Origin of the sequence: Streptomyces adustus, assembly GCF_009377175.1 — a bacterium.
Taxonomy (GTDB): Bacteria; Actinomycetota; Actinomycetes; order Streptomycetales; family Streptomycetaceae; genus Streptomyces; species Streptomyces adustus.
Genome location: NZ_VJZD01000001.1, coordinates 48,392 through 66,849, shown reverse-complemented (window position 1 = coordinate 66,849; position 18,458 = coordinate 48,392). Strand labels below are relative to the sequence as shown.

18 protein-coding genes and 1 pseudogene are annotated in these 18,458 nt (G+C 70.6%); 11 read left to right on the top strand and 8 right to left on the bottom strand.

The features are described from left to right. The first annotated feature begins 286 nt into the window (after positions 1-286). Positions 287-2,386 (top strand): glucose PTS transporter subunit IIA, encoded by a 2,100-nt coding sequence (locus tag FNH09_RS00295; RefSeq protein WP_152883798.1) that lies wholly within the window; start codon positions 287-289, stop codon positions 2,384-2,386. Positions 2,387-2,489: 103 nt separating this feature from the next. After that, positions 2,490-3,359, top strand: coding sequence for a PRD domain-containing protein (locus FNH09_RS00290; protein ID WP_162467905.1), 870 nt, complete (start codon positions 2,490-2,492; stop codon positions 3,357-3,359). A gap of 57 nt (positions 3,360-3,416) precedes the next feature. Here FNH09_RS00290 and FNH09_RS00285 read toward each other — a convergent pair whose 3' ends face one another. From FNH09_RS00285 to FNH09_RS00275, 3 genes are all read right to left on the bottom strand, one after another. Beyond that, positions 3,417-4,376: a D-2-hydroxyacid dehydrogenase family protein gene (locus FNH09_RS00285; RefSeq protein ID WP_152883796.1), complete on the bottom strand. Its 960-nt coding sequence runs from the start codon at positions 4,374-4,376 to the stop codon at positions 3,417-3,419. Between the two features lie 219 nt (positions 4,377-4,595). Further along, the gene (locus FNH09_RS00280; RefSeq protein WP_152883794.1) at positions 4,596-4,868 is read right to left on the bottom strand and encodes a DUF3761 domain-containing protein; all 273 of its coding nucleotides are present in this window, start codon (positions 4,866-4,868) and stop codon (positions 4,596-4,598) included. Positions 4,869-5,041: 173 nt separating this feature from the next. Beyond that, a complete protein-coding gene (locus FNH09_RS00275; protein ID WP_152883792.1) occupies positions 5,042-5,980 on the bottom strand; it encodes a helix-turn-helix domain-containing protein in 939 nt (312 codons plus the stop codon). 197 nt (positions 5,981-6,177) lie between these two features. On the opposite strand from FNH09_RS00275, the pseudogene FNH09_RS00270 reads away from it, so the two are divergent. From FNH09_RS00270 to FNH09_RS00260, 3 genes and pseudogenes are all read left to right on the top strand, one after another. Continuing rightward, positions 6,178-6,406: pseudogene (locus tag FNH09_RS00270) on the top strand (phage holin family protein). Continuing rightward, a complete protein-coding gene (locus FNH09_RS00265; protein WP_152883790.1) occupies positions 6,403-6,624 on the top strand; it encodes a DUF4235 domain-containing protein in 222 nt (73 codons plus the stop codon). The pseudogene FNH09_RS00270 and the gene FNH09_RS00265 overlap by 4 nt, the downstream one beginning before the upstream one ends. A gap of 464 nt (positions 6,625-7,088) precedes the next feature. Beyond that, positions 7,089-7,955, top strand: coding sequence for a LamG domain-containing protein (locus FNH09_RS00260; RefSeq protein WP_152883788.1), 867 nt, complete (start codon positions 7,089-7,091; stop codon positions 7,953-7,955). A 132-nt stretch (positions 7,956-8,087) separates the two neighbouring features. On the opposite strand, the gene FNH09_RS00250 is transcribed toward FNH09_RS00260, so the two are convergent. The 3 genes from FNH09_RS00250 to FNH09_RS47485 all read right to left on the bottom strand — a co-directional run bounded on the left by FNH09_RS00250 (position 8,088) and on the right by FNH09_RS47485 (position 9,734). Beyond that, the gene (locus FNH09_RS00250; protein WP_152883785.1) at positions 8,088-8,648 is read right to left on the bottom strand and encodes a GNAT family N-acetyltransferase; all 561 of its coding nucleotides are present in this window, start codon (positions 8,646-8,648) and stop codon (positions 8,088-8,090) included. 11 nt (positions 8,649-8,659) lie between these two features. Beyond that, positions 8,660-8,977, bottom strand: a complete 318-nt coding sequence (locus FNH09_RS47490) for a hypothetical protein (RefSeq protein WP_202919552.1) — start codon at positions 8,975-8,977, stop codon at positions 8,660-8,662. A gap of 67 nt (positions 8,978-9,044) precedes the next feature. After that, on the bottom strand, positions 9,045-9,734 hold the full coding sequence (locus FNH09_RS47485; protein WP_202919551.1) for a DJ-1/PfpI family protein: 690 nt from the start codon (positions 9,732-9,734) through the stop codon (positions 9,045-9,047). A gap of 195 nt (positions 9,735-9,929) precedes the next feature. On the opposite strand from FNH09_RS47485, the gene FNH09_RS00240 reads away from it, so the two are divergent. From FNH09_RS00240 to FNH09_RS00230, 3 genes are all read left to right on the top strand, one after another. Continuing rightward, the gene (locus FNH09_RS00240) at positions 9,930-10,868 is read left to right on the top strand and encodes a GlxA family transcriptional regulator (RefSeq protein ID WP_152883782.1); all 939 of its coding nucleotides are present in this window, start codon (positions 9,930-9,932) and stop codon (positions 10,866-10,868) included. A 95-nt stretch (positions 10,869-10,963) separates the two neighbouring features. Next, positions 10,964-11,221 (top strand): hypothetical protein, encoded by a 258-nt coding sequence (locus tag FNH09_RS00235; protein WP_152883780.1) that lies wholly within the window; start codon positions 10,964-10,966, stop codon positions 11,219-11,221. Positions 11,222-11,345: 124 nt separating this feature from the next. Further along, positions 11,346-12,824, top strand: coding sequence for a glutamate-cysteine ligase family protein (locus tag FNH09_RS00230; protein ID WP_152883778.1), 1,479 nt, complete (start codon positions 11,346-11,348; stop codon positions 12,822-12,824). Between the two features lie 38 nt (positions 12,825-12,862). Here FNH09_RS00230 and ltaE read toward each other — a convergent pair whose 3' ends face one another. Continuing rightward, entirely contained in the window at positions 12,863-13,990 is a 1,128-nt protein-coding gene (ltaE, locus tag FNH09_RS00225; protein ID WP_338017405.1) for a low-specificity L-threonine aldolase, read from the bottom strand. 161 nt (positions 13,991-14,151) lie between these two features. Here ltaE and FNH09_RS00220 point away from each other — a divergent pair, with 161 nt between their 5' ends. Together FNH09_RS00220 and FNH09_RS00215 are read left to right on the top strand one after the other, a co-directional pair. Then, a complete protein-coding gene (locus tag FNH09_RS00220; protein WP_162467904.1) occupies positions 14,152-14,991 on the top strand; it encodes a nucleotidyltransferase domain-containing protein in 840 nt (279 codons plus the stop codon). 352 nt (positions 14,992-15,343) lie between these two features. Further along, a complete protein-coding gene (locus tag FNH09_RS00215) occupies positions 15,344-16,918 on the top strand; it encodes a N,N-dimethylformamidase beta subunit family domain-containing protein (RefSeq protein ID WP_338017404.1) in 1,575 nt (524 codons plus the stop codon). A gap of 10 nt (positions 16,919-16,928) precedes the next feature. Here FNH09_RS00215 and FNH09_RS00210 read toward each other — a convergent pair whose 3' ends face one another. Next, positions 16,929-17,687, bottom strand: a complete 759-nt coding sequence (locus tag FNH09_RS00210; RefSeq protein ID WP_152883776.1) for a DeoR/GlpR family DNA-binding transcription regulator — start codon at positions 17,685-17,687, stop codon at positions 16,929-16,931. Positions 17,688-17,769: 82 nt separating this feature from the next. Between FNH09_RS00210 and FNH09_RS00205 the strand changes: the two genes are divergently transcribed. Next, a complete protein-coding gene (locus tag FNH09_RS00205; RefSeq protein ID WP_162467928.1) occupies positions 17,770-18,447 on the top strand; it encodes an NUDIX domain-containing protein in 678 nt (225 codons plus the stop codon). Positions 18,448-18,458 lie beyond the last annotated feature (11 nt).

Here is an 18,458-nt window from a genome sequence, read left to right as displayed (position 1 = left end):
CCATCCGGAGATCGACCCTTTACCCCGTTCCGCAAGAGTTTATTCCTATGGCGCCGGGTTCCTGCTATAGTCGTTATCGATCGACCTCGATCGCAGGATTGTTACTCCCTATGGACGCCATCGTCGTCACCTCATGCGAGGTGATGGCGGCGGGCCGGTCCGACGGGAGGCAAGGCCTGGGTGGCGCCGCGTGCGCTACCCAGGCCTTTTTTGCTGCCACGGTCCGGGCGTGAGAGATCGAAGTCCGATGCAGGATCACAAGAACCAGGGATGTTAGGACGCACCCATGAGCACACGCACACCCGTTGCGCTGGCGGAGTCGATCCTCCGCGGCGTCGGCGGCCCCGAGAACATCGAGAGCCTCACGCACTGCGCGACGCGACTTCGCTTCCAGCTCCACGACGGGAAGAAGGTCGACCAGGCCGCGCTCGACGCCCTCGACGGGGTCATGGGCACTGTGCCGCAGTCCGGCGACCGCTTCCAGATCGTGATCGGCGGTGCCGTGGCCGGCGTCTACACCGACATCATGAACCTGCCGTCGATGAAGAGCGGCGCCGCCCCCCGTCCGCAGTCCGACGCGGACGTCAAGGCCGAGATCCGTGCCAAGGGCCGCGGCCGCTACGCCTGGCTCGACAGCTTCTTCGAGTACCTCTCGGACTCGTTCCGTCCGCTCCTGGGCGTGCTGCTCGGCGCCTCGCTGATCATCGCGATCGCCTCCATGCTGGACGCCTTCGGCCTGGTCGACTTCCGCGCCGCGGACAAGTCCGCCAGCTGGGTCTTCGTCGACGCGATGTGGCGCTCGGTGCTGTACTTCCTGCCGATCATGGTCGCCTACAACGCGGCAAAGAAGTTGAAGATCGACCCATGGGTCGGCGCCACCGTGATGGCCGCGGTGATGACCCCGAACTTCACCGGCATGATCGGCTCCAAGACCCCCGGCGTCGTCACCACCACCAACGCGACGCTCGGCACCTCGGAGTCCGTGGCGCACGTCTTCGGGCTGCCGATGCAGCTCAACGACTACGGCGGCCAGGTGTTCGTGCCGCTGCTGATGGTCGCCCTGCTCGCCCTGGTCTACAAGGGTCTGAAGCGGATCTTCCCCGAGAACGTCCAGATGGTCTTCGTGCCGTTCTTCAGCATGCTGATCATGATCCCGCTGACCGCCTTCCTCATCGGCCCCATGGGCGTCTGGGCCGGCAACGGTCTCGGCACCGGTCTGTCCTGGCTGAACGGCCACGCCCCGATCGTCTTCGCCATCGTCATCCCGATGCTGTACCCCTTCCTGGTGCCGCTGGGTCTGCACTGGCCGCTGAACGCGCTGATGCTCGTCAACATCAACACCCTCGGGTACGACTTCATCCAGGGCCCCATGGGCACGTGGAACTTCGCCTGCTTCGGCGCCACCGCCGGTGTCCTGCTGCTCTCGATCCGTCACCGTGAGAAGGACATGCGTCAGACCGCCACCGGCGCCCTGGCCGCGGGTCTGCTCGGCGGTATCTCCGAGCCCTCGCTGTACGGCATCCACCTGCGCTTCAAGAGGATCTACCCGCGCATGCTGGTCGGCTGCCTCGTGGGCGGTGTGATCATCGGTCTGCTGGGTGGCGTGAACACCAACGCCTTCGCCTTCACCTCCCTGCTGACCATCCCGGTCTTCGACCCGATGATCAAGTACATCATCGCGATCTCGGTGGCCTTCTTCACCTCGATGGCCCTCGTGTACTTCTCCGACTACCGCACCAAGGAAGAGCGCGTCGAGGCCAACGCCGAGCGTGACGCCGCCGAGGCCGCCGCTCGCGGTGAGGTTCCGGCCCCTGCCGCACCGGCCGAGGAGCGCGAGCTCGTCACCGTCGGCGCCCCCGCGGCGGCCGCCGAGCGTCAGCTCGCCACCGTGGGTGCCTCCGCCGGCCCGGTTGCTCCGGATGCCGCCGGAGCGAGCCTCGAGCTCGCGGCGCCGGTCTCGGGGCATGTGATCGGGCTCGGCGGGGTCGAGGACCCGGTCTTCGCCTCCCGCGCGCTCGGCGAGGGCGTGGGCATCGAACCGGCCCACGGCCACGTCGTCGCCCCGGTCGACGGTGAGCTGATCACCGTCGCCAACACGGGTCACGCGTTCGGAATCCGCACCGCGGACGGTGTCGAGGTGCTCGTCCACATCGGCATCGACACGGTCAAGATGAAGGGCGAAGGCTTCGACGTCCGCGTCGAGCCCGGCCAGCAGGTCTCGGCCGGTGACCTTCTCGCCGAGGTCGACCTCGGCGCCGTGCACGCCGCGGGGCACCCGACGGTCGTCCTCATGACCGTCCTGAACACCGCGGACATGGCCTCGGTCGTGCCGCACACCGGGCAGGACGTCACCGCCGGCGCCCGGGTGGTGACCGTGCGGCGGTGATCACCCGCCAGCGACGCGGCGCGCGCATGCCCCCTCACGGGAGGCGTGCGCGCGCCTTGTCGGTTCGGGGGAGGATGGAGTCGGACAGAAGGGAGGGCCTGCGGTGAAGGCTCTGCGTGTCCTCAACAACAACGTGGTCCTCGCGAGCGACGACAGGGGCCAGCCGGTCATCCTCACCGGGCGTGGCATCGGCTTCAGCTCCCAGCAGGGCAAGCCCGTCGACTCCGCGCTGATCGAGCGCGTCTTCGTCCCCACCGACAGTCCCGAACACGACCACCACCACGACCCCGACCGGCTCGGCGAGGCCCTCGCCCTCATCAGCGAGGAGGTCCTCGAGGCCGTCGTGAGCGCCCTGAGCGAAGTCGGCATCGAGGGGCGCGAGTCCACTCGCCCCACCCTCGCCATCGCCGTCGCCGACCACGTCGCCGGCGCGCTGGAACGGGCCAGGCAAGGCACCGCCATCGACTACCCACTGCGTGCCGAGGTCCAGACCCTGTACGCCACCGAGTACGCCCAGGCACAGCGCCTGCTGCGGGCCATCAACGAGCGCGTGGAGCCGAAACTGGGCGCCTCCGAGGCGGTCGCGCTCGCGTTGCACCTGGTCAACGCGGGATTCGTCTCGGGAGACCTGTCGTTCACGTACACGATGACCGGGGTCATCCAGCAGATGCTCGCCGTCCTACGGGAGCGGTACGGGCTGGACGTCTCCCACGAGTCGATGAACGTGGCGCGGTTCGTCACCCACGTGCGCTACCTCTTCGTACGGATCCAGCAGCGTCAGCAGCTGACGGGCCAGGAGTCCACGATCGGCAAGGGCATCCGCGAGTACTACCCGGATGCGACGCGCACCGCGGAGCAGTTGGCGACGATCGTCGAGCTGCGTCTGGGGCGTCGGCTGAGCGAGGACGAGGTCTCCTACCTGGCACTCCATGTGGCCCGCATGACCATGGAGGCCGACAGCCCTGCCGCGTGAGACCGCGTCGCGGGGTTCCGGCGGGCAGGCGGCCCGCCGGAACCCCGCGTCGGCACGTCAGCCGAGGACCCGGACCGGGGCGTCGTCGAGGTAGGCCCGGATGTTCTCCACGGCCTGGCCGTAGTAGCGCTCGTAGTTGGCGCGGGACACGTAGCCCAGATGCGGGGTGGCGAGCAGGCGCGGCGCGGTGCGCATCGGGTGGTCGGCGGGCAGCGGTTCGACGTCGAAGACATCGACACCCGCGCCGGCGATACGGCCCTCGCGCAGCGCGTCGAGCAGTGCGTCCTGGTCGACGATCGCGGCCCGAGAGGTGTTGACCAGATAGGCGGTCGGCCGGAGCAGGGCGAGTTCGGCGGCCCCGAGCAGACCGCGGGTGCGGTCGCTCAGCGCGAGGTGCACGGACACGAAGTCGCTGCTCGCGAGCAGTTCCTCCTTGGAGGGGGCGAGACGGACGCCGACTTCTTCGGCGCGCTCCGCGGTGAGGTGTTGACTCCAGGCGGTGACGTCCATGCCGAAGGCGAGCCCCACTTGGGCCACCCGGCTGCCGATCTTTCCCAGGCCGAGCAGTCCCAGGGTGCGGTCGGCCAGGTCGGCTCCGACGGTGGACTGCCAGGGGCCGCCCTCGCGCAGGGCGTTGTTCTCCTGGACGATGCCGCGGGCGAGCCCGAGGAGCAGGGCCCAGGTGAGTTCGAGCGGCGGGGCGGAGGAGCTCTCGGTGCCGCACACGGTGACGCCGTTGGCCTTCGCCGCCCCGTAGTCGATCACCGAGTTGCGCATGCCGGAGGCGATCAGCAGTCTCAGACGGGGCAGGCGGTCGAGCAAAGTGGCCGGAAACGGCACCCGTTCGCGCAGGGTGACCGCGCAGTCGAAGTCGGCGAGGGCCGCGGCGAGTTCGTCCTCGCCGGTGAAGTGCTTCGGGAAGGAGACGACTTCCACGCGGTCGCCCAGCACCGTCCAGTCGGCGTACGAGGTCGCCACGTTCTGGAAGTCGTCTAGTACGGCGCAACGGAACGGCATGTCGTTCCTCCCAGGGAATCTCGCGGTCGGGACAGGGCCGGGCACCCGGTCCGGGGCACCCGCCGACATGATCCTGCCCTGCGAGGTCGCGAGCCGCTCCCTTGTCTCAGGGTGTGGCGTCCAGGTGGAACGACCTTGCCCACGGCCGTCTCGATCGCCGCGGTGAGCGGATGCGCCGCCTTCCCGGGTGGGAGGCGGCGCATCCGCTCGGCGGTGGGTCTACTTGAACCAGTACCGGACGCCGCTGTGGTGCGAGCAGGTGCCCTGCGAGTGCCGGGAGTACGAGACGGAGGCGTCCTTGCACTTCGCCGTCTCGTACTTGTCCTTCGGCTTCTGGTGATGTGTCCAGCCGCACTGCCCGGTGGTGTGGTGGACGCAGCGGTGGGCGGTGTTGGTGGACGGCAGTGCCGTCGCCGCCGATGCGGCCGGTGCGCTGAAGAAGACGCCCGCGAGGGCGATGGTGACCGCGGAAGCGGCAAGACGCGTGCGCAAGGGGATCCCCCGTGTGAAGTGAACAAGTGCAGCCGGAGCTTATATCGGCTTGAATGACTTACCGGCCGGTACGGGAGGTTCGTGGGGTTCACGGTCATTCATGACGACCCGGCGGGTACTCGAAGTCGCCTTCCCTGCAAGGAAGTTCGAGTGGTTCCGGGAAGAGGTCGGGATCAGAGCGCGGCCGCTCTGTGCAGGCCCTGGGTGAGCCAGGGATAGATCGGGAGCAGGCTCGGAACCACCTGCCAGCCGTTGACGATCCACACCAGGCGCCAGTAGCGGTCCACCCGGGGATCGTGCGCCACCTCGAACTCCTGCGCCATCCATGCCCGGAATCCCGTGTCGGGGGTGCGCGCGAACACCTCGGCGAAACGGTGCACGAGGTCGTCGACGACAAGGGCGGCCCTGTCGCCGCGTGGGTCCAGGCCCGACTCCATGGCCTCGGCGACCTTCTGACGGGTGAACGTCATCAGTTCCTCGCCGGCCGCGCTCTCGATGTCGAGCGGGCGCCCCGCGGCCCGGTGCGGGGCCGTCCGGCGCATCCGGGCACGGAAATCCTCGTCGCCGACCAGCCCGGCGAGCTCCACCCACGCGGCGACCTGCTCGTCCGTCGGATCGGCGGGGAGGTCGGGAGTGGCGGCACGCACCATGGCCACCGCGGCCGGGTCGGCATCCACGGTGCCGAAGGTGCCCTCGATGAAATCGTCGATCAGACGGCGGCGCTCTTCGGCGGACAACTGGGTGAGTTCGTGCATGAGTTTGGTCTCCTCGGGACTGGATCCCCGTCCGGCCACGACGCGCAGCACGCTCCGGCGAAGCAGCAGCGTCCGGATCCGGACGTCCACGGCGTCGGCGTGCGCCGCGGCGACCTCCGCCATCGAGAGCTCACGGTCCAGTACCCGTCGAATCGTGGGCAGGTCCACCCCCAACTCGCGCAGAGTGCGCACGAGTTCCAGGCGAATCAGTGCGTCGAGGCCGTAGAGTCGATGGCCGGCGGGACTTCGGGTGGTCGGCGCCACTACCCCCGAATCGGAGTAGAACCGGATCGTCCGCACGGACAAGCCGGTCCGGCGGGAAAGCTCCCCGATCGCATAGAGGGTCGTCGCGTCCATGTCCCGCACTCTGCCGTCTCCAGTCGCTGGAGACTCCAGGCTATTCCCCGGCCGGGTTCGGAGTACCCGTGCGCCCACTGGATACCGCTCCGGCGCAGTCGGATGCGGAGCGACAGGGACAGGAGGTGACAGCCATGACGTACGGCACCGAACCGGAGCACGGGTGCGGTGTCCCCCGGCCGACCGGGGCCGAGCCGGTGGGCGAACTCGTGCGGCGTGCCTCGCAGCAGCTGACGGAACTCGTACGGGGCGAACTGCGCCTCGCGCAGGCGGAGATGCGGCAGAAGGGCAGGCGCTACGGTCGCGGCGGTGCTGACACTGCGGGGCAAGCGGCAGTTCGACCGGGCCGCCCCGCCCGCGCCGGTACAGACGATCGAGGACGTGAAGGCCGATGTCGCCGGGATCAGGGAGAGGGTGCGCCGATGAGCCGACCCCTTCATGAAGGGCCCACCACGCGAACTCCGGAGGAACTGCGCGAGCAGCGGGACGGAGACGCCCCCGATGCCACCGACGAGGAACGGGCCTGGGCCGAGATCCTTGCCGCGGCCGTGTTGCAGGGCGCCGTCTTCGGGGGCGTGAAGGCGGCCGTCGAACGGGGCGGCGCGACCGCCACCCGCCGGCTGACCGGCACCTGGCCCGGGTGACCGACGCGAGGGAGGGGCCGTGCGAGGAGGGGCCGTGCGAGGAGGGGCCGTGCGAGGAGGGCCTAGCAGGTGTCGGCTCCTCGCGCCGGATCAACCGTGCACGAGGGCCCATGCCGCATCCTGCGCCCGGTCTGTGACGTGGGGCGCAAGGGCGTGGGCTGTATGTCGGAAATGCCACACCCTTTCGCCCCCTGGTCGTCGGTCGTCGTGTGGGACATTGGATGAGGTCACGGAGCTGCTGCTCCGCGAGCCGGGTGCTGTCCGGGTGAAGCGACCGGGGCGCCGGATCGGGCGTGTGGTCTCCACCGCCGTAGAGTGCCGCGCCTGTTGTGCGGGCCGGCTGTGAGTGCGGAACAAGCGGGCAATCCTATGACTTGTGGCAACGCGGCAACCTCTTGCCGCCCTTCCTCCGTGCCGGACGAATCGTCGCGGCAGTCTCCCGCCGAGCGAGGGACATCCCGGCGATGACGCGAACAAGGCGTACGGCCTGTTTCCTGGCCGCGGTCATCGGAGGCGGCGCTGCGACGCTGACGGCCTGCGGCAGCCCACCCCCCTCCGGCGACCGGCCCGCGGCCTACGACACGGAGGTGTTGTCCGACACCCCGGCTCTTTACCTGCGCGGCGGCGGGTACGCGACGAAGCAGTCCACGGCCGCGCTCAAGGCCACCCGGCACCACGGACCGGGCACCACCTCCATGCCCAATGGGGACCCCGCCTTTCTGTTCGACGGAGCCTCCCAGTACGTGGAGGTCCCCGACGACGACCGGCTCTCCGTCACCACGACCGGTGAGCTGACCGTGGAGGCGTGGCTACGGCCCGACACGCTGACCTTCGCCAAGACCGCGAGCACCGGCTACGTCAACTGGCTCGGCAAGTCCTCCAGTCCGAACGGTCAGAACGAGTGGCTGGCCCGCATGTACTCGCGGGACAACACCGAACTCCGGGCCAACCGCATCAGCGGATACGTCTTCAACGCGGACGGCGGATTCGGCGCCGGATCGTACTTCGAGGACGAGGTCGGTTCCGGCGAGTGGATCCATTTCGCGCTGGTGATCAACACCCGCGACAAGAGTCCCGCCTACCCGACCGGGTACGTCAAGATCTACAGGAACGGGGTGCTCCGCGACCAGGATGCCCTCGCGGAGTACGACATCACCCCCGCCAACACCGACGCCCCGATGCGGATCGGTGGCGTCGACGACCGTTCGTACTTCGAGGGCGCGATCGGCAAGGTGGCCGTCTACGACTCCGAACTGCCTGCCGCCCGTCTCGCCGCCCACCATCAGGCCATGAACGCGCAGTCCCCCCGGGGCTCCTCCGCCGGAACCTGATGCCGCTCGCGGCGGTCCCCAGGCCGCCCCAGTCGGGGTCGTCGAACCAGACCTGGCCGGCGTTTTTCCCCGTGACGACCAGGCGGTGGAAGGTTCCGCAACCGCACTCGCTCGGCTGCGCAGGACCGGTGTTCAGTCGGGTTCGCTCGCGGGGTGCTGTTGTGCGAACTCGTGGGCGAGTATGCCCATCACGACCAGATCATGATGTCGACCGGCGAAGAAAACGTGATCGCGCAGGCGCCCCTCCTCGACGAAGCCGAGACGGCGATGCAGTGCCAGTGATGCCTCGTTGTGCCCGAAGATTCGTGCTTCGCACTTGTGGTACCGCCGCTCGGCGAACATGAAGCGCAGCAGTATCACCGCGGCTTCTGCTGCGTAGCCCTTGCGTCGGTGCCCGGCAGCCATCGTGATGCCGTATTCGAACCGCCCTGCACGCGGATCCGCGTGGTGCGAGCCGACAGCTCCGACGATCTTCCCCGTGTCCAGGGCTTGGATGGCCAACCTGAAGCAGTCGCCCTCGGACTTCGCGGCGGCCTGCTCCTTCGCCCAGGCGCGGAACGACTCGGCGGACCCAGGGGGATGCAGCAGGTCTCCCAACCGCTCCTCGTCGACGGCGAGGCCCATGAACGCCGCCCAGTCCTCGGGCTCGATACCGCGCAGACGTACCCGCTTGCCAGTCCAGAACGAAGCCATCCCCTATTCGATCACGTCCGTCGAATCGGTTCGGATCGGCGCTCGCCGGTGACCTTCGAGGGCGGGAGGCGGCCCGCTCTGGAGGTGCCCTGGAGGGTGTCGCCGTCGACCGTCACGTCGAACGTCAGGTTCAGGCGCAGGGGCTTGGTGACGGCCTGCTTCCAGGTGAGCCGGTCGCCGTCGAGGGTGATGTCGCCGAGGGGTACTTCCTCTTCGGCGCCGCGGGCGACGCCGGTCAGGAGGCCGTCCTGTTCATGGAGTTCGACCACGGCCCCGATCCTGCCGATGGGGGTGGAGACGGACAGGTTCCAGGTGCCTTCGACGGGCATTTCGGTGATCTTCCTGACTGCGCGAGGGGAATGGATGGTGAGCGGCTGACCGGCGTGGGCCGACAGTTCAGAGCGGGGTCGGCGTCGGGCCCTGGGCGCGCCAGACGGTGCCGCGCCGCTCGTGGGCGAAGAGCTCCTCGACGGCGTGCGCGACGCGGGGGCCCACCTCGCGTTCCAGCAGGTACAGGGCGAGATCGAGTCCGGAGGTGACGCCGGCGCCGGTGATCAGGTCGCCGTCGTCCACGACGCGGGCGCGCACCGCGTGGGCGCCGGTGGCGTCCAGCATGTCCAGGCCCAGGTGATGGGTGGTGGCATGCCGCCCCTCCAGCAGGCCTGCCATGGCCAGGACGAGCGAGCCGCCGCAGACGGTGGCGACCGTGACGTCCGGGTCGTCCATCGCCTGCTTCAGCAGCGCGGGGAGCTCGGTGGTCAGCGTGCGGCCCAGCAGCACCGGGATGAACTCGTCCTGCCGCCGTTCGCCGGCCCCCACCTCCTCGTCCGGGACCTCACCTGGTTCGCCCACGCGGCCGGAGGCGCCGGGCACCAGCAACATGTCCGCGCGCCTCAGGTCGAGGGCTCCGGTGGCGCGCAGCGTCAGGCCTCCGGTGCCGCTGGTCACCTCACGCGGACCTTCCGCGGAGACCAGCTCGACGGTCACCGCGCCGTCCGACGCCGAGCCACCGGCGTACAGCACCTCGTAGGGGGCGATGACATCGAGCGGGTCGAAGCCGTCGAACAGGACAACCTGGATGTGCATGGACGTTCCTTCGGGAGGTCTCCATCGGGCACTCCAAAGTCAACAGGCTGCCGCCTTGAACGCCCAGTGGCAGTAGTGACAGGGTTCAACGGGATAATGCCAAGCGTGGTTCGGGGTGCTCGGACCTGCTGTGACGCGGTACCGACCGGAGATCGGTCCGGTTCCGTCGAGCCGATGAGGAGGTAAGTTCCGGCCATGCACACCGTCGCCGTACTCGCGCTGGATCAGGTGATCCCGTTCGACCTGGCCACCCCGATCGAGGTCTTCTCCCGAACCCGTCTGCCCGACGGGCGGCCCGGGTACCAGGTCCGGGTGTGCGCCGAGCGCGACGAGATCGACGCCGGAGCCTTCGCCCTGCGCGCCCCCTGGGGTCTGGAAGGCCTCCGGGGCGCGGACACCGTCATCGTGCCGGGCGTGGCCGATCCCACCGCCCCGGTGTCTCCCGCCGTGTGCGACGCGCTGCGATCGGCCGCGGCCGACGGAACGCGGATCGCCTCCATCTGCGCGGGCACCTTCCCCCTGGCCGCCACCGGGCTCCTCGACGGGCTGCGGGTCACCACCCACTGGATCGCGGCCGAGCTGCTGGCCGCCACCCACCCGGGCATCGAGGTCGACCCTGACGTTCTCTACGTCGACAACGGCCAGTTCCTCACCTCGGCGGGCGCGGCCGCAGGCCTGGACCTGTGCCTGCACATGATCCGTCGGGACTACGGCTCGGCCGTCGCCGCCGATGCCGCCCGCCTGTCGGTGATGCCCCTCGAACGGGAGGGCGGACAGGCGCAGTTCATCGTCTACGACCACGCCCCCACGCCGCAGGGCTCCGAGCTGGACGTGCTGCTCGCCTGGCTGCGGGAGAACCTCGCCCGCGACCTCACCCTCGCCGACATCGCCGAGCGAGCCGGGACCAGCACCCGCACCCTGATCCGGCGCTTTCGCGACCAGACCGGCACCACCCCGCTCCAATGGCTCCACCGAGCCCGGATCCGCCAGGCGCAGCACCTCCTCGAAACCACGGGGCACTCCGTCGAACGCATCGGCAGCCAGGTCGGCTTCGGCTCACCCACCACCTTCCGCGACCGCTTCAAACGCACCACCGGCGTCAGCCCGCAGAGCTACCGACGCACCTTCAGCTGACCCGGCCGGCCGGGATCACCGATCCACCGCGTCTTTCGTGGCCCCGCCGTGCGTCCTTCCCGGGTGGAGCGGGACGGACGATTAGATTCCGGAGTATGACTACACATCCGCAGCGCTACACCGTCCTGCTGGTCCCCGCGCACGTCGAGGACGGAGGTGGGGCCGGCGGGGAGGACTCGGCCGTGCGGTCGGCGCTCGTCGAGGCGACGGGAAAGACGGGCGCCTCTGGATACCCCATCTACACGGGCGAGGGGATCACGGCCGACATCGACCCCGAGACTCGTACGGTCGAGGCGGTGCTGGTCGACGGCGAGGAACTGGACTACGGGCTGAACGCCGTGGTCGCCGCCTGACCGGGCGACGTGGGCACCGGGGCTGTCCCCGGGCCCGGCGCGCGGCCGTGTCCCGCATGGTCAGACCTGCCCCGTGGTGCGACGCTGGTGAGGAAAGGCATCCGCGGGGCCACCGGGAGGGCCGATGGGACGCGACGTTCCGGCGCTGGTCTTCACCCGCGAGGACCGTCGCCGGTACCGGATCAAGATGCAGGAATGTCTCGATGTCTTCGCGCAGATGTTGCGGGAGTCACGGTTCGACGCGGAGTGGCCCCAGGTGGGCCTGGAGATCGAGCTGAACCTGACCGACACGGAGGCCGAGCCGGCGATGCGCAACAGCGATGTGCTCGACGCGATCGGGGATCCCGCCTGGGACACCGAGCTGGGCCGGTTCAATCTGGAGATCAACATTCCGCCCCGGCGGCTGACCGCGGGTGGCCCCGATGCCTGGGAGGAGGAGATCCGTGCCGCGCTGAACCACGCGGACGAGCGCGCCAGGACGGTCGGTGTCCAGCTGATCATGATCGGCATCCTGCCCACCTTGCAGGAGGCGGACGTCGGACCGAAGGCCCTGTCGGAGAACGCCCGGTACCACCTGATCAACGAGCAGGTCTTCGCGGCGCGCGGCGAGGATCTGCTCATCGAACTGGACGGTGTCGACCGGCTGCGGACCTACGCGGAGACCATCACGCCGGAAGCCGCGTGCACGAGCACGCAGTTCCATCTCCAGGTGCCACCGGAGGAGTTCGCCGACTACTGGAACGCGGCGCAGGCGATCGCCGGGGTGCAGGTGGCGCTGGCGGCCAACTCGCCCTTCCTGTTCGGCAAGGAGCTGGCGCACGAGACCCGTATCCCGCTCTTCGAGCAGGCGACGGACACCCGTCCGGTGGAGATCAAGGCTCAGGGAGTACGACCCCGGGTCTGGTTCGGGGAGCGGTGGATCAACAGCGTCTTCGATCTCTTCGAGGAGAACCTCCGCTACTTTCCGGCGCTGCTGCCGTTGTGCGAGGACCAGGACCCCAAGCGGACGCTGGAGCGCGGGGACACCCCGGAACTGTCCGAACTCACCCTGCACAACGGCACGATCTACCGATGGAACCGTCCGGTCTACGCCGTCTCCCGGGGCAGGCCGCACCTGAGGGTGGAGAACCGTGTGCTGCCCGCGGGCCCGACGGTCGCCGACACCCTGGCCAACGGTGCCTTCTACTACGGTCTCACCCGCGCCCTGGTGGACGAGGACCGGCCGGTGTGGTCGCGGATGTCCTTCTCCGCCGCCGAGGACAACCTGCACGCCGCGGCACGGCAGGGCATCGATGCGCGGTTGTACTGGCCCGGAACGGGTGAGGTACCGGCCCATGAACTCGCCCTGCGCAGGCTGCTGCCGCTGGCGCACCAGGGCCTGGAGCGCTCGGGCATGGACGCGGCCTGGCGGGAACCGCTGCTCGGCATCATCGAGCAGCGGTGCGTCACCGCGCGCAACGGCGCGGTCTGGCAGAAGGAGATGCTGCACCGCTTCGAGAGAGCGGAGCACTGTGGCCGGCACGAGGCGCTGCGGCGCATGACACGGCAGTACATCGACTACATGCACCTCAACGCCCCGGTCCACACCTGGCCGGTGGACTGACGGCAAGGACGGGCCCAGCGGCCGACGGCCCTACGGGATCAGCCCGTTGCGACCTCGTCCAGGGTCTCCCGCACGATCCGCACCGCCTGTTCCGCGTCCGCGCGCGTCACGTCCAGATGGAACACGAAACGCAGCTGGCCCGGGTATCCCGCGCACAACAGGCCACGACGCGCCAGCCGGTCGCGCAGCTCGTCGGTGTCGAGGCCGGGGGCGGACCTCGCGAAGACCATGTTGGTCCCGCTGGGCTCCATGGTCAGGCCCTTCACGTCCCGCAGGCCTTCGGCGAACAGCGCGGCGTGCGCGTGGTCGTCCGCGAGCCGGGTGAGATGGTGGTCGAGCGCGTACAGCGCCGCGGCGGCCAGCACGCCGGCCTGCCGCATCCCGCCACCCAGGACCTTGCGCCAGCGCCGGGCCTCGGCCACGAACTCCCGCGATCCCACGAGCGCCGAGCCGACCGGCGCGCCCAGGCCCTTGCTGAAGCAGACCGAGACGCTGTCGAAGTGGCCGGCGATCAGCCGCGCCTGCTCGTACGGGTCGCCGCCGGCGGCCACCGCCGCGTTGAACAGCCGCGCCCCGTCCAGGTGCGTGGCGAGCCGGTGGTCGCGGGCGATCTCTGTGGCGGTCCTCAGGTAGTCCATCGGCACGGCCCGGCCGCCGATGGTGTTCTCCAGGCACAGCAGCCGCGTGCGCGCGAAATGCGGGTCGTCCGGCTTCACGGCCGCCGCGATGTCCAGCGGGTCCAGCGTCCCGTCCGCCCGATGCGGCAGCGGCTGGGGCTGGATGCCGCCGAGCACGGCGGCGCCACCGCCCTCCCACCGGTACATGTGGGCCAGCTGACCGGCGATGTACTCGTCGCCGCGGCCGCAGTGGGTCAACAGAGCGCACAGGTTGCTCTGGGTCCCGGAGGACACGAACAGCGCGGCCTCGAAGCCGAGCAGCCCGGCGATCCGTTCTTGCAACGCGTTGACGGTGGGGTCGTCGCCGAAGACGTCGTCGCCCACCTCGGCCTCGGCCATCGCCCGGCGCATCGCCTCGCCGGGCCGGGTGACGGTGTCGCTGCGCAGATCGATGGGACGACCGGGCCGGTCGGGGGAGGCATCGGTGGCGTTCACGGCACGCGGGACATCGGTGGCGTCGGTGGCGCGGGCGGTATCTGTGGTGGGCACACGCACACTCTGCCACGCCGCAGGTGACCTGCGGTGCGGGGGTGGCCGAGGTGCCCGAAGGCCTCCTGGTCGGGCCCCTCCGGCTCGGGATCTTCCCCGTCGCGGCGCGGGTGCCGGGGAAATCGGTCGCGGCCGGTGGTGTGCCTCAGCAGACTGGGTCCGTGGATCGCTTGGTGGAGATCGCGGAGCGGCTGGCGGAGGTCGGCGGCGTCGTCGGGGTGTGCCTGGGAGGCAGCAGGGCCAGGGGCACGCACAGCCCCGACTCCGACTACGACCTGGGCCTGTACTACCGGCCACCGCTGGACACCGCGGCGCTGCGTCTGCTGGCGGCCGAGCTGACCGGCGGGCCGGTGGAGGTCACCGAGCCGGGCGGGTGGGGGCCGTGGGTGGACGGCGGCGGCTGGCTGACCGTCGACGGACATCACGTCGACTGGATCTACCGCGACATGGACCGGGTGCACCGCGTCTGGCGGCAGTGCCGGGCCGGCCGGTTCGAGATCGGCGCTCAGCCCGGCCATCCGCTGGGTGTGTACTCCCACGCCTACGCCGGTGAGGTGGCACTGGGACGCATCCTCGCCGACCCCGGCGGCGAGCTTCGCACCCTGCGGGAGCGGACCCGTTTCTATCCGGAGCCGCTGCGGGCGGCGCTCGTCGGCAACGCGCGGTGGGAGGCACCGTTCGTCCTGGCCAACGCGCGCAAGGGCGCGGCCCGCGGCGACGCGTTCCATGTCGCCGGTTGCCTCTTCCGCGCGGTCGGGCTTCTCGTACACGCGCTGCACGCTCATGCCAGGAGCTGGGTGCTCAACGAGAAGGGTGCGGTGCGGGCCGCGGGCGAACTCCCCGGTGCCCCCTCGGACTTCGCCGGACGCGCGCACGCGTTGTTCTCCGCGCTCGGCACCACCCCGGAGACGCTTGCCGCCGCGCTCGACGACGCCGACCGGCTGGTGGCCGAGGTGTGCGACTTCCTCGCGACGTGCCACGCCCCCTCCCGGCCTATTTGATCTTTCTCGGAGGCCCGGAACCCAGGCTGAGCGGCAGCGGGCACGTGGCCGGCAGCGGCCACACCCTCGGCGCCATGAACGGGAACACCGTCGGTCGGCCTCACCGGGGCCCTCTCCATGGTCACCGACCCGTCACCTGCCCCTCCTCGGCCGGTGGCCGGCTCGACACGATCAAGTTCTCCTGAGTCGCCGGACTCTCCCGCGCCGCTCCCGGGGCTGATCCACGGCCCCGGGAGCGGGTGCGTCCGTATGCCGGAGTGACGGCCGACGGCCGGGCGCGCGGCTTGTCCCGCTGTGTCACTTTGGTCCTCAAGGGGCAGGTGTCGCACGAACCGGACGCACGGGAGGCGATGTGGGACCCGACCAGCGAGACACCCCGCGGGACGGGAAGGAGCACCTGCCGGGGCTGCGGCGCAGGGTCTTCCTGGAAGTGTGCGCGGGCGGGGGGCTCGCCGCGACCGCCGCGTGCGCCCCGTCCGCTCCCGTGCGCCACACGGACCGGGCCGCCGCTTCGCACCGGCCCGAGGCGGAACGGAACCGCCCGGGGACACCCGACTGGCGCATCCGGTCGCGAGGCCCCGACACGGCCGTCATGGGGTACGCCGACCGGGTGAGTGTGACCCCGGGCGAGGAGATCGGTCTGCATGTCTCGACGACCGCGCCGTCCTTCCGTGTCTCGGCCTTCCGCGTCGGCTGGTACGGCGGGGCCGAGGCGCGGCTGGTGTGGTCGTCCGAGCGGATACCGGGCCGCGTCCAGCCCGAACCGCGCTTCCTGTCCGACACCCGCACGGTCCGCGCGCAGTGGCCGCGCACGACGGCTCTCGGCACGACGGGGTGGCCGGAGGGCGCCTACCTGCTGCGCCTGGACACGCAGGACGGCCACCAGCGCTACATCCCGCTGATCGTGCGCTCCACGCAGGGCGCGGGCCGCACGGTGCTGATGCACGCCCCGGCCACCTGGCAGGCGTACAACCGCTGGGGCGGTTCCAGCCTCTACGAGGGCCCCTCCGGCGCGTACGACGACCGGTCCCTCGCCGTCAGCTTCGACCGGCCCTACGACGAGGACGGCGCGGAGAAGTTCATGGTGTACGAGCGGGCGGCGGTGGTCCGGGCCGAACGGCTCGGCCTCCCGCTCGCCTACACCACCGGCATGGACGTGCACCGCGACCCGAAGGTCCTGCACGGCGCGAGCGCCGTCATCTGCCTCGGCCACGACGAGTACTGGACCCCCGAGCAGCGGCAGCACGTCACCGAGGCGCGCGACGCGGGCACCAATGTGGCCTTCCTGGGAGCCAACACCTGCTTCCGCCGGATCCGCCTGGAGCAGGAGGGCACGGGGTCCGACCGTACGGTGGTCTGCTACAAGTCGTCCTTCCGGTCCGACCCCTTCCGTACGACGGACCCCGCCCTGGTGACGACCGACTTCCGCCAGTCCCCGGCGGCCGACCCGGAGTCGTCGCTGACCGGTGTGCTGTACGAGGGATACCCGACGGACGCGCCGTACGTCGTCCACGCGGCGGACCACTGGCTGTACGAGGGCACCGGCGTACGCCCCGGAGAGGGCTTCGACCATCTGGTCGGCGTGGAGTACGACCGGGTCACCCCGGGCGCGCCCGTCCCCGCACCGCTGGAGATCACGGCGCACTCGCCCCTGGTGTGCAACGGCCGGCGCAGCCACGCCGACTCGGCGTACTACACCCTCCGCGGCGGCGCGGGCGTCTTCGCGACCGGCACCATGCGCTGGGTGGAGGGTCTGATGGCCGGCACCCCCGACGGGGGCCGGGACCACGGCATGGACGCCCGTACCCGCGCCTTCGTCACCCGCACGACCGACAACCTGCTGCGCGCCTTCGCCGAGGGCCCGGCGGCCCGGCATCGGCCCGCGCCCCGGCCGAACGCGCCGGAGGTGTACCGGGCCGACGCCTGAGACGTGACCGTCAGCCGGCCGACAGGACCTCCACGCCGGCCGCCGCCAGTTGCTGGACCACCGCGTGGCCGGGGTCGGCGTCGGTGATCAGTCCGCTGATCTCCTCCCAGGGCAGGACCCGGAACCGGGAGGCCGTGCCGATCTTCTCGGACGAGGCGAGCACATAGGTGTCCGCGGCCCGGGCGGCCAGGGCGCGCTTCATCGCGGCCTCCTCGGCGTCGCCGGTGGTCAGTCCCGCCTCCGGATGGACGCCGGTGACGCCGAGCAGGCAGAGGTCGGCCGAGACGTTCTGGGCGGCCTCGACCGCGGCCGCGCCGCAGGCGACCGCAGAGTGCTTGAAGACGCGGCCGCCGAGCAGGAAGACCTCGGCCCGCGGATGGGTGAGCAGCGCGGCCGCGATCGTCGGGCTGTGGGTGATCACGGTGCAGACCAGGTCCGGCGGGAGCGCGTGGGCGACGGCGAGGGCGGTGGTGCCGCCGTCCAGGATCAGGGCGCTGTCCGGTCGCACCAGCGCGACGGCCGCCGCGGCGACCTTGCGCTTGCCGTCGGGGGCGACGGTCTGCCGGGCGGCGTAGTCCGCCACGGCGGGGGAGACGGGCAGCGCCCCGCCGTACACCCGCTGGCACAGTCCCTCTGCGGCGAGGTCGCGCAGGTCGCGTCGCACGCTGTCCTCGGAGATGCCCAGGTCCGCGGCGACGTTCTTGGCGACGATCTTGCCCTCGCGGGCCAGCAGGCCCAGCAGGTGGTCACGCCGTTCCGCAGCCAGCATCCGTATTCTCTCCTGTTATTGCACGTTTCTGCGTGTAGTGTAGCGCGCCATGACCGACAAGCCGCAGCTCGCAGGAGACCGAGTGGCCGCCCGCCCCGGCGTCGACACCCCCGACCACCGCGGCCGCACCGCTCTGGACCGCGTCGGGCGCGACCTGGACCGCAACCCCGACGTCGTCGTCCGCGACGTGGAACTCACCTCCCAGGGCTGGCACGTCCTGCGCCGCACCACCATCGACTACCGGCGCCGCGACGGGCGCTGGGTCACCCAGCAGCGCGAGACCTACGACCGCGGCAACGGCGCGGTCGTCCTGCCCTACGACACCGACCGCGGCCGGGTGCTGCTCATCCGTCAGTTCCGCTACCCGGCCTACGTCAACGGCCACCCGGACGGCATGCTCGTCGAGGCCGCGGCCGGGCTGCTCGACGGCGACGACCCGCTCGCCGCGATCCGGCGCGAGAGCGCCGAGGAACTCGGGATCACGCTCGGCCCGATCGCCCATGTCCTCGACGCTTACATGAGCCCCGGCTCGGTCACCGAACGGCTGCACTTCTACGCCGCCCCTTACACCCCGGCCGACCGCACCGGCAGCGGCGGCGGACTGGAGGAGGACGGCGAGGACATCGAGGTACTCGAACTGCCCTTCACCGAGGCCCTCGCCATGGTCCGCGACGGCCGTATCACCGACGGCAAGACCGTCATGCTTCTGCAATGGGCCGCCCTGGACGGCCCGTTCGCCCCCGCGGCGGCCACCCGCTGACACCGCGAAAG